The sequence below is a fragment of the Saccharothrix sp. NRRL B-16348 genome (assembly GCF_001280085.1).
GTDB lineage: Bacteria > Actinomycetota > Actinomycetes > Mycobacteriales > Pseudonocardiaceae > Actinosynnema.
The window spans coordinates 1-14,180 of the sequence record NZ_LGED01000017.1 but is presented as its reverse complement, the minus strand read 5'-3'; the positions used below and the strand labels follow the sequence as shown (position 1 = coordinate 14,180).

15 protein-coding genes and 2 pseudogenes are annotated in these 14,180 nt (G+C 68.6%); 7 read left to right on the top strand and 10 right to left on the bottom strand.

Annotated elements, in window-relative coordinates:
* A pseudogene (locus ADK67_RS53350) lies at positions 1 to 639 on the bottom strand (tetratricopeptide repeat protein); the annotation flags it as partial.
* A 232-nt stretch (positions 640 to 871) separates the two neighbouring features.
* Here ADK67_RS53350 and ADK67_RS04790 point away from each other — a divergent pair.
* Positions 872 to 1,624 carry a YfbU family protein gene (locus ADK67_RS04790; RefSeq protein ID WP_053715167.1) on the top strand — a complete coding sequence of 251 codons (753 nt, stop codon included), beginning with the start codon at positions 872 to 874 and terminating at the stop codon, positions 1,622 to 1,624.
* Positions 1,625 to 1,747: 123 nt separating this feature from the next.
* Here the strand turns inward: ADK67_RS04790 and ADK67_RS04785 are convergent, their stop codons facing one another.
* Positions 1,748 to 2,155, bottom strand: a complete 408-nt coding sequence (locus tag ADK67_RS04785; RefSeq protein ID WP_053715166.1) for a hypothetical protein — start codon at positions 2,153 to 2,155, stop codon at positions 1,748 to 1,750.
* Positions 2,152 to 2,820: a hypothetical protein gene (locus tag ADK67_RS04780; protein WP_053715165.1), complete on the bottom strand. Its 669-nt coding sequence runs from the start codon at positions 2,818 to 2,820 to the stop codon at positions 2,152 to 2,154. Before ADK67_RS04780 ends, ADK67_RS04785 begins: the two co-directional genes overlap by 4 nt.
* 441 nt (positions 2,821 to 3,261) lie before the next feature.
* Between ADK67_RS04780 and ADK67_RS04775 the strand changes: the two genes are divergently transcribed.
* The 4 genes from ADK67_RS04775 to ADK67_RS04760 all read left to right on the top strand — a co-directional run bounded on the left by ADK67_RS04775 (position 3,262) and on the right by ADK67_RS04760 (position 5,302).
* Positions 3,262 to 3,537 carry a hypothetical protein gene (locus tag ADK67_RS04775; protein ID WP_157619930.1) on the top strand — a complete coding sequence of 92 codons (276 nt, stop codon included), beginning with the start codon at positions 3,262 to 3,264 and terminating at the stop codon, positions 3,535 to 3,537.
* Positions 3,538 to 3,689: 152 nt separating this feature from the next.
* Positions 3,690 to 3,920, top strand: a complete 231-nt coding sequence (locus tag ADK67_RS04770) for a hypothetical protein (RefSeq protein WP_053715163.1) — start codon at positions 3,690 to 3,692, stop codon at positions 3,918 to 3,920.
* A gap of 54 nt (positions 3,921 to 3,974) precedes the next feature.
* Positions 3,975 to 4,913: a PIN domain-containing protein gene (locus ADK67_RS04765; RefSeq protein ID WP_053715162.1), complete on the top strand. Its 939-nt coding sequence runs from the start codon at positions 3,975 to 3,977 to the stop codon at positions 4,911 to 4,913.
* A 95-nt stretch (positions 4,914 to 5,008) separates the two neighbouring features.
* On the top strand, positions 5,009 to 5,302 hold the full coding sequence (locus ADK67_RS04760; protein ID WP_157619929.1) for a hypothetical protein: 294 nt from the start codon (positions 5,009 to 5,011) through the stop codon (positions 5,300 to 5,302).
* Positions 5,303 to 5,391: 89 nt separating this feature from the next.
* Here ADK67_RS04760 and ADK67_RS04755 read toward each other — a convergent pair whose 3' ends face one another.
* The 4 genes and pseudogenes from ADK67_RS04755 to ADK67_RS04745 all read right to left on the bottom strand — a co-directional run bounded on the left by ADK67_RS04755 (position 5,392) and on the right by ADK67_RS04745 (position 8,732).
* Positions 5,392 to 5,886 (bottom strand): substrate-binding domain-containing protein, encoded by a 495-nt coding sequence (locus ADK67_RS04755; protein WP_157619928.1) that lies wholly within the window; start codon positions 5,884 to 5,886, stop codon positions 5,392 to 5,394.
* A 132-nt stretch (positions 5,887 to 6,018) separates the two neighbouring features.
* Positions 6,019 to 6,147 (bottom strand): annotated as a pseudogene (locus ADK67_RS55265) (helix-turn-helix domain-containing protein); the annotation flags it as partial.
* 159 nt (positions 6,148 to 6,306) lie between these two features.
* Positions 6,307 to 6,468 (bottom strand): hypothetical protein, encoded by a 162-nt coding sequence (locus ADK67_RS04750; protein ID WP_157619927.1) that lies wholly within the window; start codon positions 6,466 to 6,468, stop codon positions 6,307 to 6,309.
* A gap of 935 nt (positions 6,469 to 7,403) precedes the next feature.
* Entirely contained in the window at positions 7,404 to 8,732 is a 1,329-nt protein-coding gene (locus ADK67_RS04745; protein ID WP_053715158.1) for a hypothetical protein, read from the bottom strand.
* Positions 8,733 to 9,535: 803 nt separating this feature from the next.
* Here ADK67_RS04745 and ADK67_RS04740 point away from each other — a divergent pair.
* Positions 9,536 to 9,715: a hypothetical protein gene (locus ADK67_RS04740; protein ID WP_053715157.1), complete on the top strand. Its 180-nt coding sequence runs from the start codon at positions 9,536 to 9,538 to the stop codon at positions 9,713 to 9,715.
* 203 nt (positions 9,716 to 9,918) lie between these two features.
* Here the strand turns inward: ADK67_RS04740 and ADK67_RS54540 are convergent, their stop codons facing one another.
* A complete protein-coding gene (locus ADK67_RS54540; protein WP_269435979.1) occupies positions 9,919 to 10,050 on the bottom strand; it encodes a hypothetical protein in 132 nt (43 codons plus the stop codon).
* Between the two features lie 260 nt (positions 10,051 to 10,310).
* Positions 10,311 to 11,642: a trans-sulfuration enzyme family protein gene (locus ADK67_RS04735; protein ID WP_231648015.1), complete on the bottom strand. Its 1,332-nt coding sequence runs from the start codon at positions 11,640 to 11,642 to the stop codon at positions 10,311 to 10,313.
* 75 nt (positions 11,643 to 11,717) lie between these two features.
* Between ADK67_RS04735 and ADK67_RS04730 the strand changes: the two genes are divergently transcribed.
* The gene (locus ADK67_RS04730; protein ID WP_053715156.1) at positions 11,718 to 12,185 is read left to right on the top strand and encodes an Lrp/AsnC family transcriptional regulator; all 468 of its coding nucleotides are present in this window, start codon (positions 11,718 to 11,720) and stop codon (positions 12,183 to 12,185) included.
* Between the two features lie 28 nt (positions 12,186 to 12,213).
* On the opposite strand, the gene ADK67_RS04725 is transcribed toward ADK67_RS04730, so the two are convergent.
* The gene (locus ADK67_RS04725; RefSeq protein WP_082403220.1) at positions 12,214 to 13,836 is read right to left on the bottom strand and encodes a M28 family peptidase; all 1,623 of its coding nucleotides are present in this window, start codon (positions 13,834 to 13,836) and stop codon (positions 12,214 to 12,216) included.
* Positions 13,837 to 14,180: the final 344 nt, after the last annotated feature.

Genomic DNA, 14,180 nt, shown 5'->3' with positions numbered 1-14,180 from the left:
GGCGTTGTCCAGCACGACCAGCATCCGCCGCCCGGCCACCAGGCTGCGGTACAGCGCGGCCTGGGCGTCGAGGTCGACGGGGATGCGGTTCGCCTCGACCCCCAGGGCGTCGAGGAACCCGCGCACCGCCACCGCCGGCCCCACCGACTCGCCGGTGGGACTGAACCCGCGCAGGTCCACGAACAGCTGCCCGTCGGGAAACCGCTCCAGGTGCCGATGTGCCCACGCCAGGGCGAGCCAGGTCTTGCCGATGCCCCCGACACCGCCGATCGCCGACACCAGCACCGTCGCGCCCTGCCCCGCACCCGCCGGGTCGGCGGGCGCTGTGGTGGCGGTCAGCACGCGGTCCAGCCGGGCCAGCTCCGCGCTCCGCCCGGCGAACAAGGCCGGCGCCGCGGGCAACTGCCGCGGCACCACCGGCGCGGGCGGCAGCGGCGCGGCGTGCAGCGACACGTCGCCGTGCACCGCACCGGCCTGCACCACCACACCCACGGTCCCCGACACCGTGTTGCGAACCTGCGCCGGGCCGTCGCCGCCCGCCTCGGGCGGCGGGTCCTCCGACGCGGGGTCGTCGGGCTGCCGCAGCTCGGGCGTCACCACCGCGGGCACCTCCGGTCCGGTCGCCGGCTGATGGCGCACAGCGTGGCACCGCCGCGCCGCTGCGTCGGCCGGCGGCGGCGGAATTCACCCGACCGGCATCGGCCCACCCGCATAACGACGGCTCCACCGGCCCGGACGCCGGGCTACCGGACCCCGCGCCGCTGACAGGCGACCGACGCCCTGCCCCTGACACCCCGATAACGCCTCGAACAATCACAGCTATGTGTTACCGTATTACGTAATCAACTACGGTATTACGAATGGAGGGGTAGTGGCTACGTTGACACTGCGGGTCGACGACACGGTGCGCGACGAGCTCGACCGCGCGGCCCGCGCCCGGGGCACGACGGTGAGCGATCTTCTCCGGAGCGCGATCAACGATCTGCTGGGCTTCGGAGACGACAGGCCGGATCGAAGAGACGTTGTCGCGGTGCCCAGGACGCTGGACACCGTCGAACGTCGAACGTTCGCCCTACTACATGAGGTGCTGGGCAAACTCTCCGACGACGAACACCATCGCCAGTACCACGGGCAGATGGCCGAGGTGATGACAGAGGGGTTCGCCGGGGAGTACCACGACGAGTTCGGCTTCATGCCGGTCGAGCTGTCGCCGACGGAGTGCTCCTGGGTCAACGACATCCTGGAGATGTTCCGGGTGGTGGAGCACCGCTTGACAGAGCTGACGCCTGAGGATCGCGAGCGGCTCGGGTCGGCCATGCAGTACACGCTGACCTTCGACGGGTTCGACCTGAACCGGCCGGACGAGGCACGGTTGCTGGCCTATGTCCGGTACATGGTGAAGAAGGATGGCCACTGGGAGGAGTTCCGGGAGCGCGTGACCACCGGGGAGCGCGGCAACTCCCACTCGCCCCGGCTGGCGCGGTACCAACGGATGCGCGCCGCCTACGAAGCGATCCGGGACAGGAACCGGGCGAACGGTCGTATGACCTCCGCCTGGGACTTCGACGTCGAGGATCTGGTGTCGATCGTGGAGGCGGCGCGTCACCCAGGGGCCGGGCGCTGATCCGGCGGCGTTCGCCGAGGTATCCGCCGGAGCCGCGTCACGGGGTTCGGCGATGACCGCTCGGCGGTCGCTGGAGTCGTGGCGACCGACATGCGGTCGAACCCGGCGCGGCCGATCAGCGGTTCATCGTCGTCGCTGGTGTTGCGCTGCTCCAGGGCTGTCGACCTGCACCTGAACGTCGCCTCCCTGCGAGAACACCGTGATCGGCTGGTTCACCCCTGGGGAGTGCCGTGCGTTCCACGTGCGGACGTCGCCGTCGCACTCGGCCAGGCACCGCACTCCGTCGGCGGTGAGGGTGACCCTGAGCCGGGGATTCTGTCTGGTCGGCCTGAACTTCACCAGTTGCAGGGCTTCGAGGTAGGTCCATCGCCGATCGACTTCGACGTCGGTGACGGCCGGCCCGTCACCGACATCCAAGGACCCCGGATCAAGTGTCCCGGTCAGGACCGTGGTCCGGCCGCCGTAGTGCTCGACCCAGCGCAGCAGGGCCCTGTCGATGGCGGCGGCCCGGTCATGGGCAGAGCCGGTCACGCCCCCACCCCGGCCGCCGACAACGCATCCATGATGACCGGCAACAGGGCCGCCCCGGACTGCGCCGCCGCCATCGCGCGCCGCAGCACCGCGCCCGCCTTGGCCATCAGCCCTTGGTCGGGTTGTTCCTGCTCGGCCTCGGCGAGGATCTCCTCCACGGCTTGCCGGGCCTGTTGCTCCTCCTCCTCGGGCAACGCCAACGCCGGCAGGCTGGCCTGCGCTATCTCCGCCGCCTTGACCAGCTTCTCGACATCGATCCCGCCGACCGTCTGGTTCTGCGTGACGTCCCCGCCGACATGGGCCGCGAGCTGCGAGGCCCCACCACCAGTGTTGACGCTGATCGACTTGTCGACCTTGGACACGTTGCGTTCCTCCCACTTCCGAACGTCGCCGTCGAAGTCCTCGACGCACCGGTGACCGTCCGGCGTCAGCCACACCAGGATCGGGTAGTACTCCTCGTCAACGTCGATCCCGTCGATCAACCCGGCGGACCGCAGTCTCCCGCAGACCCTGCTCAACAGCCTCCGCTGCTGGTCGTCGAGCTGCGGTTCCCCGGCGAACTCCTCGCCGAGGAACCGCGCGGTGACGACCCGGCTATCCATGTCCGCGTTGTTGTCGCCCAACCACAGCAACATCTCGCGGGCGGTCTGTGCGGTCGCTGACACGTGCTCTCCTCGTGCTCGATGCCGTGCGGTCACCACTGGTGTCCGGCCATAGTGCCCCACCACCCAGGTCCACTCGCGGATCTCCCGTACCCGGTGCGCGCGGGGATGACCGCAACGGCTCCGGCTACGGCAGGGTGCCGGTGGCCTGGCACATCTCGCACGGGTCGTCGTCGCGGTCGGGGCCGTAGTCGCCGGTGCCGCCGCAGTCGGGGCACGTGGTGGAGCCGTTGGTGGTCATGCCGGTGACGGTCGGCCTCCGGTGTAACCCGACCTCCCGGCAGCGCGCCGGTCGCTCGTGGCGCCGCCGGGACTGTGCGCGGGCGTGGTCGGCGGATGGAGGTAACTGACCGGTCCAGCCACTGGGCCACCGGCGGCCCTTGGTGAACTCTGAGCACCGTCCCCTCTACCCTGCGCGGCATGGGTAGCTACCAGGGGCCTGCGGTGATCGAGGTCGAGGGCATGTCGGAGGTTCCCGTCACCGCGTCACTGACTGCTCGTACGGTCGGCGGGCGAGTTGACTGGTCGGGGGCGATCGCGGCCGTGGCGGGGGAAGACCAGGTCCGCTTGCTGAACATGAGGCAGGGACGACTCCGGCTTCCGGGCAACGAAGGCGAGGCGGCCGAGTTCCTCGTGACCGGCACCTCGGGCCCCGGTGCGGCTGGTCGTCCTGTGGGTCGGTTCGACATCGTCGGGAACGGATCACTTCCGCCGTTCTGACGCGTGGAACATGCCGATGGTCGGCGCGGCGTGTGCCCGATAACCGAAGTTATCTGGCAACACCCGTCCTGGGTGCCGGCCCATGTGGTGAGCAGAAGGAGCGCAACGCGCAGAGGTCCCCGGTAACGACCGTTGAGGACCCGGAGGCCCCGATGTTCAGCACCCGCCAGCCCGAGCAGAAGACCGAGACGACTGTTCCCGAGCCTGCACGGCTGCTCGCGCCGCGCACCGCGTTGATCCTGTTGCTGGCCGTGCTCACAGGAATCGGTGCCGGCGCACTCACCGCACTGGCCGGACGCCACCCCGCCGAAGCCGCTGTCGCCGGAATCGCCGCTGCAGCGGCAGCGGTCGTGTTCTTCGACCGGATCATCGACCCGCGCTGACACGCGCCGCCTGGTCGACCTCGCCGTCGGGCCGCCTGATGGGAGTATCGGCCGATGTTGGTCTCTCCTCTGCCTGGCATCGACCCGTCCGAGCTGCTGCGATTGCTGCGCGAGCTGAAGTCCGAGGTGGACAACCTGCACACCGTCGGCGTGGGCAGGGGTCTGGTCGGTTCGACGCAGCGCATGTGGGAGTACCTGGAGTGGGTGGATCAGGCCGTCCGTCGGCTGGGCCAGACGGTCGGTGCGGCCGACGCGGACCGCCTGGTGCGTACCCGCGGCTACGAGTTGCTGCTGGGCAACTCGGGTGTGTTCGGCGGCGCCGTCGGCGCGGACACACCCCAGGAACAGCTGCTCAACACCATGGTCACCAACGAGCTGACCGCACGCTCCGACGCGCTGACGCGGGCGACCGTCGGGTTGGAGGATGCGAGGCGGTGGCGCAGCTGGGCCTGGCTGGCGGTGCTGGACACCAACGTGTACCTCGAGCACGAACGCAAGCTGGAGGAACTCGACCTCGCCGAGCTGATGGACGCCGGTGACCAGCCGGTGCACCTGCTGGTGCCGATCGCGGTGGTGGACGAACTCGACCGGGCCAAGCGCAACCCCAAGACCAGGTACCGGGGCGCCTACTCGCTGGCGCACATCATCAAGACCCTGGACGAGGACGCCGGCGTGCTGCGCGAAGCCGATCCCGGCTCCGGACCGGACCGGCCGGCACGAGGCCGGATCACCGTGGAGATCGTCTCCGACCCGCCGGGCCACCGCCGGATGCCCGACCCGGACGACGAGATCGCGGACCGCGCCCTGGCCGTCCAACTCCGGGCCGGCGCACCGGTCACGTTGGTCACCTACGACACCGGCATGTCCTGGCGCGCGACCGAAGCGGGGCTCACCGTGGTCACGCTCGACTACGACGCCGGCGACGAACCACCACCCTCGTCGCGGAGGACGTCCCGCCGAGCGCGCCGCGCGAGGTCCGAATCAGCGACCTGAATCCGGATCCCCCAACCGGGGCGACGCATGAGATGGCGCATCATGTGACGCACGAGGTGACGCACCATGTGCGTCACTGGATCTCAGGAGGACCGATGCCCGCTCCGCACACCGACCGCCGACCCGATGTCCTGCGATGGGCAGGCGAGCATGGCTGGGAACACGACCACGCGGTGTTCGACGACGGACAGATCACCCGGGACCTGTTCCGCAAGGACGGCATGGTGGTACGCGCGGTGTGGCTGCGCACCCCCTACAGCGACGCCATGTGGGCACGCGGGCTGATGGAGCGTCCGACGCGCGCACCGATGACGATCCCCCGCGTAGCGCGGTCGACCACCCACCCGAGTCTCGAAGCCGTGCTCTGCGGGACTCAACCCGGAATGTGAACCCGTTCTGGCAGCCCCGAGGGCGACCACGGCTCGGTGATCAGGAAGTACGGCGAGCCGAACGTGGCGGCCCAAGCGCCCGCGGTGGGCTAGGCGCAACGCGCGCCGACCGCACTCGGCGCCGCCCAGTGCCGGGCCAGCCGAAGCCACACCGACGACGCCGGAACCCACACATCCGGGCGTGGACCCCAGGCCGAATTCCACGGGCCGGACAACCGCTTGGCGTACTCGCCCGAGTTGGCAGGCGTCACCCGGATCGCGACACACTCCCCGCCCACGAGGCGGGCGCCGTAGTCGCCGGCCAGTTCGGCCAACGGCCGGTTCTTGTCCGCCGAACTGGCCAGCGTCACCGACCGGAACTCGGCACCGGGCGCGCACGCCGGCAGAGCCGACGACCACTCGACCCCCGGAGCAGGGTCGAACTCGACCCTGTCCACCACCGTCGCGTCCGTGTCCGGACGAACCGGCCGGTCCCACACCCGCAAGACCACCAACCCCGCCAGGACCACCACGACGACAGCCCCCGCGGCGACGACGAACTTGGGACGCCTGCGCCACAGCCACAACAACCGGGCCCGCCTCATGCGAACCCCCTTCGCGCGCGACCCGGGCTCCGATCCGGTGTCCGGCTCTACTTCCGGCTCGGGCTCGGGCTCCGCTTCATTGTCGGCTTCGGTGTCGGGGCCAACCTGCTCCCAGCGTCTCCGCCACTGCTCCACGTCACCACCGCAGCACCGCACGTAGGCCTCGGTGACCGGCAACGTCGGCCGCTTCTTGCCGTCGGTCGCCCTGGACAACACACTCGTGGAGTAATTCGTCTTTTCGGCCAGGCGTTCAAGGGTCAACCCCGACTGCAAAAACAGTCTTTGCAGGTCGTAGGCGAAGACCTCCAGCGGCGTCCGGCGCCCAAGTTGCCGGGGCGGTCGACCCTTCCCACGACCACCTTCGTCGGTATCAGTGCCCTTCGAACCCGCCGGTACCGGGGCCCTTCGAGTCTGAGTCGCTCATCTGGCCACCTCGGAGACCGGTCGCACCAGCCGGGAGGACACCTCGACCGCGAGGAGCGCGCCACTGCTGACCAACGCGACGGCCGCCTCCGGCGAGACCCCGAACAAGGTCAACCCGACCAGCACGACCAGGATGATCAACAGGATCCTGACACCCACCCTGGATAGAGGGCCGACATCTCGGGACTGGCAGTGCACCATCATCACGAACTCCTTACACCCAAATGGCCCGGACGAATCCGACGATCTGTCATGTCCACCGCGCTCGATCGCGGCACGGGCTGCAACCCTCCAGCCACGACTGCGGTGTGGACACCAGTTCTGACACAAGACAAATCGCAACAACAGGGAATCCGCGTTGCGGTTTGAGGATGACAAAAGGCGGGCAAACCGCAAAATTCGGGTCTCGTGTCGAAGGGCATCGACAACAAGGACCAGTCCCACGATGCAAAAACCAAGATCATCCAGAGGTGCCCCGCGTCACCCGGATGCCGTTTCCGCAGGTCAGAAGTTTTTCCCCACCATCCAGATCGATGTGCCCCACGTGGTCCCATCCCGCACCGAACCGGCCGTCCACCAGACCAGGCGGCTCAGCCGCGGTGGAAATCCAGCACTCACCCGAAAACCGAATCGACATGCCGGGATCCTGCCGCAGCTCCGTCCTGGGGACACCGCGTGGCCTGTCCCGGGCCGGTCGTTGCCGTACCCGGGGGTGATGCCCTCGTGGTGGATCTCGGATAGCTGACAGGCGGCCCACGCCTTGTCCCTTGACACTCCGATGACGCCTCACACCACCGTTGGAACCTGGTGAGGCGGCCAGGACAGGAGGAGTGGTTCGGTGGTGTGTGCGTGTGCGTTATGGGCTGGGATCCGGCCGATGGTGTGACTCGACCTCTTGACGGGATTCGAAAACCTCGCCGATGTCGGTAGTCGATGTAATGTCGCCGTCTACAGGGTGGGCCGGTGAGGAGATTCGCCGGGAGGCGTCCCATGAGCGGATTCTCGCAGCCCCGAGGTTCCGGAACATCAGCACACCTCCCACCGGTGCGGAAAAAAGGATAATGACCGAGAGCACCCGACCGTCCAGATGCTCCTCAAAGAAAAGAACACCCACGAATAAGAGAACGAAAAAATGCGACAGAAGCACCGAGGGCGAAGACAATCAACGAGACCAGGAATTTTAAGACGGCCACCGAGTAGTGTGCAAGTTTGAGCAGAAGAACCGCGACGAAAGCCTGTGGGTACATTAATCGGCCGACCAGTCGGATCGCCACTTCCCCTTCGCCGTTCTTCCGCCCGTCCGCCGACGCGGCTGCCGGGGGGGACGTTCGCGTCGCGCCGACGGCGTCGACGAGGGGTCGCGAAGCGTCGACGACGGCACCTGATGTGGCTGGCGCCGGGACGACGAGCGGCGGTTCGGCGAATGTCGGCTCGGTGCTCATCACCAGCCAGGTCAAGGCGTCAGTGCCCGGAGCGTCCAGCGTCGAGGCGGCACGCGTGAGGGTGTCGCTCTCGCGGCGGATGATCGCGTCGACCCTGTCCAGGGCGGCGTCGTCATCACGCGACAAGACCACGTCCGGTTCGGGAGCGGGGGCAGGATCCTCGGCTGGCCCCGTCCCGGCACGGGAACGAAGGGTGGAGATCTCCTGTTCCAGCAGGTGCGCGGTGCGACGGGCACGCCGAGTCTGTTCTTCGACGGTTCCGTGCTGGTCGTCGATCCGGTCGAGTTGGGCGTGAATGACATCCCGGTCGCGAAGCAGTGCCTGAGGAGCGTCAGAGGTTGCAGTGTCCGCACCGGCGGGCAGTTGCCTGAGCTGCGCGGTGAGTCGTGCGAGCTTGCCGGTCAGGGTGTCCACCGACGCCTGGAGAGCCAGGTTCAGGGTGCGCAGTGTGGCTTCGCTGCGCCGTACCGTCGCCAGTTCGTCCTGGAGTTCGATGATGCGCTGCAGTGCCTCGATGTGACCGGGGCACGCGGGGTCGTGCCGACCCTTCGGGGGGCGGGCCTTCGCAGGGCGGGGTGGTCGCCCGCCTCCTGCGGCGGCGCGGGCGATGCTGGCCTGCAGCCGGTCCAGGTGCTCCCGGATGCGGGCATGCGACGCCGGGTTGTCCGGTTGTCCTGAGGCCCACAGGTCGTAGAACGCGTCGACAAGCCCTTGTGGGAGGGGTTCTCTCATCTGGAGGAGTTCGGACAACCTACGGGCGTTCACCTTGTCCGGATCGTCTTTAGTGGTGATCCGCCAGCGTTCCTCGGGGGCGCGTGCGATCCAGCGTTCCGCAGCGTCCTTGGTGTAGAAGCCACCCTCTGCCATGAACTTCCCGTACAGCAGCCTCATCAGCTCGACAGCGGCATCGCCGAACCGTTCCCGAAGCTCGTCCTCCTTGATCGTGGGGGGCCGCCCGCCTGGTTTTCTGTGGTCGGACAACGTGCTACCTCGTATTCCTTTGCCCGGTTCGGCCGTTGTCCGTGAACAGATGGCGGGACAACACGGTCGTCGTTTTCACTGGAGAAGTTAACTAAAAGTAGTGGATTTGTTACTCTCCGACGGGAAAATTGTGTCGGTCGTCGCCGTTAGGGTTGGCGCAGCGGACCTGTTCCCGTACCGATCATCAATCGCTTGAGGAGGCGTAACCCGCTTGACGCCCGGCTTCATTGTCTACTGAAGTAGTTGAGATTCATGATCCGGGTGAACAACTGTTCGACCCCGATCTACTGGTTTTGAAGGCCAAGTACCCGGAGCGGTGAGAGGTGGGCGAGGCGCGGTGGGTGGTACGTCGCATGTCCGCCTGTATCCAGAATTCTGGATAAACCCTGGTGAGGGGCCGATCGGTCCGGATGTTGCGGGGGGTGGTTGCTACCGCGCCAGAGCTACCGCTCGGCGCTGTACGAGGGGCGGCCTATTTGGGCTTCCCTAAGGTTCTTCTCGTAGGCACGGAACGGGCGGCCCCTGCAAGGACCGCCCGTTCATGACCCTCGTAGCCGGAGGGCTCGTGCGTACACCCAAGAGGTTGCTGCGGCCGGTCGCTAGTTCTCCGCCAGCTGGTTGGCCGCGGCATCCGTTCGAACCATCTTCGAAAGGTGCACACCTTGACCATAGGTACTGATGGCGGCTCCGCACCATCCCAGGGGGGCACCCCCGGCGGTGACGGGTACGACCCGTGCGCTGAGGAGCAGCGCAGAGGGGTCCGACCGATCAATGATGTTGATCTCGGGGCGGACGACCGGCTTGTGACGCGCGACGAACAGAGGTCCGCGCTGGTCGGGCTGGTGATCCGCGCGACGGAGAACTGGGCCAGGACGTGGCGGCTCGTGGTGCTCCTGGTGGTGCCGGCGGTTCTGCTCGGCGGGCTGCTCTGGTTCGTCCCGTTCGATCTGGTGTTCGGCCCGTTCAGCCTCATCCCGAAGTAGCCACGGGGCCGCGCGGGCGCCAGACCTTCACCGTGGGCCTGGTGCCCGGCACATCCCGCACGGATCGTCGCGGTCGCGGCCGTAGTCGCGGGTGCCGTCGCAGTCGGGGCAGGTGTTCGGGCCGGTGATGGTCATGCCCGGCACGGTGGCCGGGTGGTGTCACCCGGCCGATCCGTCGTGCGCCGCTGTGGCCGTGTGAGAGGTCAGTGGCGGGCGATGGCCCAGTTGAAGAAGGCGGCCGCGCCCACGGCGGCGGCACCTCCGACGAGGACCGCCTGGGCGGGGTGGCTTCCGGACAGGGCGGTGAGCACCCCGGCGCCGACACCGGCGAGCACGGCGTGTGTGCAGCCCTCGGCCTACGCTGGCCAGGTGGCTGAACGGCATCCACCGCCGCTGCTGCCACGTCGCGGACGCACTGCGGGGCGTCAGACAGTGGCCCTACGCGTATTCCTGGAACAGGCCAGACAGGTCCTCCGGCAGGCGGGTACCGCCCTCCAGTGTGCCGACACGCGCTGCTGCACCACCACCTGGAAGAACCGGTGTGGACCGAGCGCCGGCGCGTCATCGCGTCCCGTGCTCGCGGCGACCGGAGGTTCTACGCGACGGTGCACCTGACCGGCGCCGTGGCGGACGACGACCAAGTCGAGCAGGCGATCGACCCGCCGACATCCATCAGCCCGTTGGCCTCCGTACGCACCCTCGCAGCCAAGCACGCTCTACCAAGAATCTGCTCCCCAGAGGACCGCCAGCTGAACACTCCTCGCCTCTTCGAGGCGTACCGACGGTGACCATGCCGGGAGACTTGCGTGGGACGCGTCCCACCTGTACAAGTCGATGTTCCCGCTGTTAGATGGTGGTCGTGACTCCCGACCTTCACCTTGAAGGTGGGTTGAGTCCCACATCTGGGTGTTTGATACACCGTGTCGACCGCGCCGAGGCTCACGGCGGGGGTGATCAGCTTGAGCCTGCGCACGACGGCGGTCGGGTCTTCGCGGGTGGTGAACGCGAGCACCGCGCCCGGACCGCGCAGCTGCGTGCCGATCAGGCCCGCCGGGTCGGCGCCGGGCAGGCTCGGGTGCCGGACCAGGCCGGTGCCGGGGTGGGCGTCGAGCCGTGCGGCGAGGTCGATCGCGGAGCGTTGGGCGGCCTCGACCCGGAGCGGCAGGGTGGCCAGGCCGCGGTGCATGAGGTAGCCGCCCAGCGGGTGCAGCACGGCCCCGGTGATGATCCGGATCTGGCGCAACGGCCCGGCGTGCTCCTCGCCGCACGCCACCACGCCGCCGAGCACGTCGCCGTGCCCGCCGAGGTACTTGGTGCCGGAGTGCAGCACGTAGGTGGCGCCGAGGGCGGCCGGGTTCTGGAGCACGGGCGTGGCGAACGTGTTGTCCACCATCACCGGGACGTCGCCGGCCTGCGCGACGACGGCGGCGATGTCGAGCAGGTCCAGGTTGGGGTTGGCCGGCGTCTCGATGACGACCAGGCCGGTGTCCGGGGTGATCGCGTCGGCGACCCGGTCGGCGGTCGCGTACGTGGTGCGCACGCCGAGCAGGCCGGACGACAGCAGGTGGTCGGTGCCGCCGTAGATGGGGCGCACCGCGACCACGTGCGGCTTGCCGGTCAGCACGCACGCCGCCTGCACCACGGCGGTCACCGCGGCCATGCCGCTGCCGAACGCCACGGCGGCCGACGTGCCTTCGAGCGCGGCCAGGGCCTGCTCGAACCGGGCCACGGTCGGGTTGTGCAGCCGGGAGTAGACCGGCGAGGCGGCGTGCGCCGCACCCTCGGCGAGGTGCTGCAGCGCCTGGCCGCCCTCGGCCTGGTCGGGGATCGGGTAGGTGGTGGACAGGTCGATCGGCAGGGCGTGCACGCCCAGGTCGGCGAGGTCGTCGCGCCCACCGTGCACCGCCGTCGTTCGCAACCGGGTCATGCGCGAATCTTGGACTTATCGTCGGCCGGTGGGGGGTAAGTTCCGCAGGTCGTTCGGCGGCGGGAGGGGTTTGCTGTGCTGGATTCGGTGGACGCGGCGATCGTCCAAGAGCTGCAGAAGGACGCTCGGCTGCCCAACAAGGACCTGGCCGACCGGGTCAACGTGGCCGCGTCCACGTGCGTGGTCCGGCACCGGTCGCTGCGCGAGCGCGGCGTGATCACCGGCTACCACGCGGAGGTCGACCTGGCCGCCATGGGACGGCCCGTGCAGGCGATCATCGCGGTGCGGGTCCGGCCGCACACGAGGGCGATCGTGGAGCCGTTCATGGACTACGTGCTGACGTTGCCGGAGGTGCTGGCGATGTCGCACGTGGCGGGGCCGGAGGACTTCCTGGTCCACGTCGCGGTCGCCGACACGGCCCACCTGCAGCGTTTGGTGCTCGACCGCTTCACCACCCGCCGGGAGGTCAGCGAGGTGCAGACGAACCTGCTGTTCCAGCACGTCCGCAAGCACACCGTGCCGCCGGCGGGTGGTGATCGGTGAGGTCGAGAGGTGGGGTCGAGAGGTGAGGTCAAGAGGTGATGCGCACCGAAGAGGCGCCGTGGGACTTGCCCGGGGAGCGCACGCTGTTCACGGTCGAGGTGTCGAAGGCGAACGTGATCACCGCGGTGGCGATGGCGTCGGCGTTGACGTCGAGCGCCACCGCGTTGACGTTGCCGCGCAGGTCGTAGGCGGCGTCCAGTTGCGCGTACAGCGCCGGATCGGCCCCGTCGTCGAGTGGTGAGAGGCTATCGCACGGCTGGTGGTAGCACGGGTCGAACGCCGCACCCGCGACGCCGCCGTAGCGGGCCGCCTGAGCTGCGGTCTTGACGCCTTCGGCGCCCGTGAACAGCCCGCCGGCCGGGATGCCGACCTGGATGAACGGGCCGTAGTCGGACCGACCGGAGAACTCGGTGTCCTCCGACGGCACCCCGCGGTCGGCGTAGAACTTCTCGAACACGTCCTCGATCTCCGCCGAGCCGGGCGGGATGAAGCCGGGCGGCGCGGTGCCGCTGGAGTTGTCGCCGTCGTAGACGCCGTTGAAGTAGTTCGGCGAGCCGACCATGTCGAAGTTCAGGTACAGCGCGATCCGGTCCTGCTCGGCCTGCGGCAGGGTGGCGATGTAGTGCTCGGAGCCGAGGAGCCCTTCCTCCTCCGCGCCCCACCACGCGAACCGGACCAGGTTGTTGGTCTTGACCTTGGCCAGCTGGACGGCGGTTTCGAGCAGCGCGGCCGAACCGGTGCCGTTGTCGTTGATCCCGGCGCCGTCCTGCACGCTGTCGAGGTGGGCGCCGGCCATCACGGTGTTGTCGGCCAAGCCCTCGTGCGACTCGGCGAACACGTTCCACGCGGTGCGCGTCTCGGAGAAGAAGTCGACCTTCACCCGGACGATCCGGGGAGCGTTGGCGGCCAGCGCCTCACCGACCGCGTAGGTGGCGAAGACGACCGGGATCGCGAGGCCGGGCGTGTCGCCGATCGGCGTCGACAGGCCCGTGCGGCCCGGTTGGCCCTCGTTGAACAGCACGACGCCGGACGCGCCGGCGGCCTGGGCGTTCAGCGTCTTCTGGGCGAAGCCGCACGTGCCGCGTTGCAGCAGCGCGATGCCGCCGATCGGGAAGCCGACGAAGTCGGCGGCCTCGCAGCCGCTGCTGTTGGAGTTCGGCGTCGGCCCGGGCGGGATGACGACGTCCACCGGGTAGGCCGGTGCGGTGGCCTCGCCGATGAACGTCGGGGTGAAGTTGTTGCGGGTGAAGTCGCGTTCGGGGACGTAGGTGGTGGGAGCGGGTGCGAGCTGTTCGAGTTCGGACTTCTCCTCGACGTACGGGAACTCGAATGCCTGAGTGGTCGGCTCGTAGCCGGCGGCGGTGAGCGTGTCGACGACGTAGTCGACGGAAGCTTGGTAGCCGGGGCGGCCGGCGGCACGGTCGCCGTGGGTGTCGGCGATGGCTTGGAACGCGTCGAGGTGGCGCAGGACGCCGTCGAGGGTGACGGCTTTGGTGAGTTTGGCTGGTGAGTTGTTGTTGGGGTCGGCGAGGGCGGCGGGGGCGGTGGGGCTGGATATGAGCAGTGGTGCGGTCAGTACGAGTGCGGCGGTGATGGTGGTGATGGTGGTGGTGGTGGTTGCGGTTCGCGGGCGGCGGTGGCGGGACGGCATGGTTGCCTCCAGGTGTGACAGGAGCCACTGATGGGGTCGCCTGAAGGTGGGGGTGCGTTACGCCGATTGGCCGCAGGTGATTTCGAAACGTCAGGGATTAAAAGCTGTCCTCGCCGGACGGGCAGATCAGCAGGATGACCCCGACTGCCGTGGTTCTGTGGCGGGTCCGTTGTGGTGCGGGTTTCGTGTCATCCCACCGACCTCCCTCCGGGCTACCACACGTATCAAGGGGGCGGTCAGCAGTGGAAGCCGCGGGTAGAGGTGAACGGCCCCCTTGACACGCGCGGTAGGGCACAGCCAGGTCGGCGGGATGACACGAAGCCCTTCCTTTGGGGAAGAAGGGC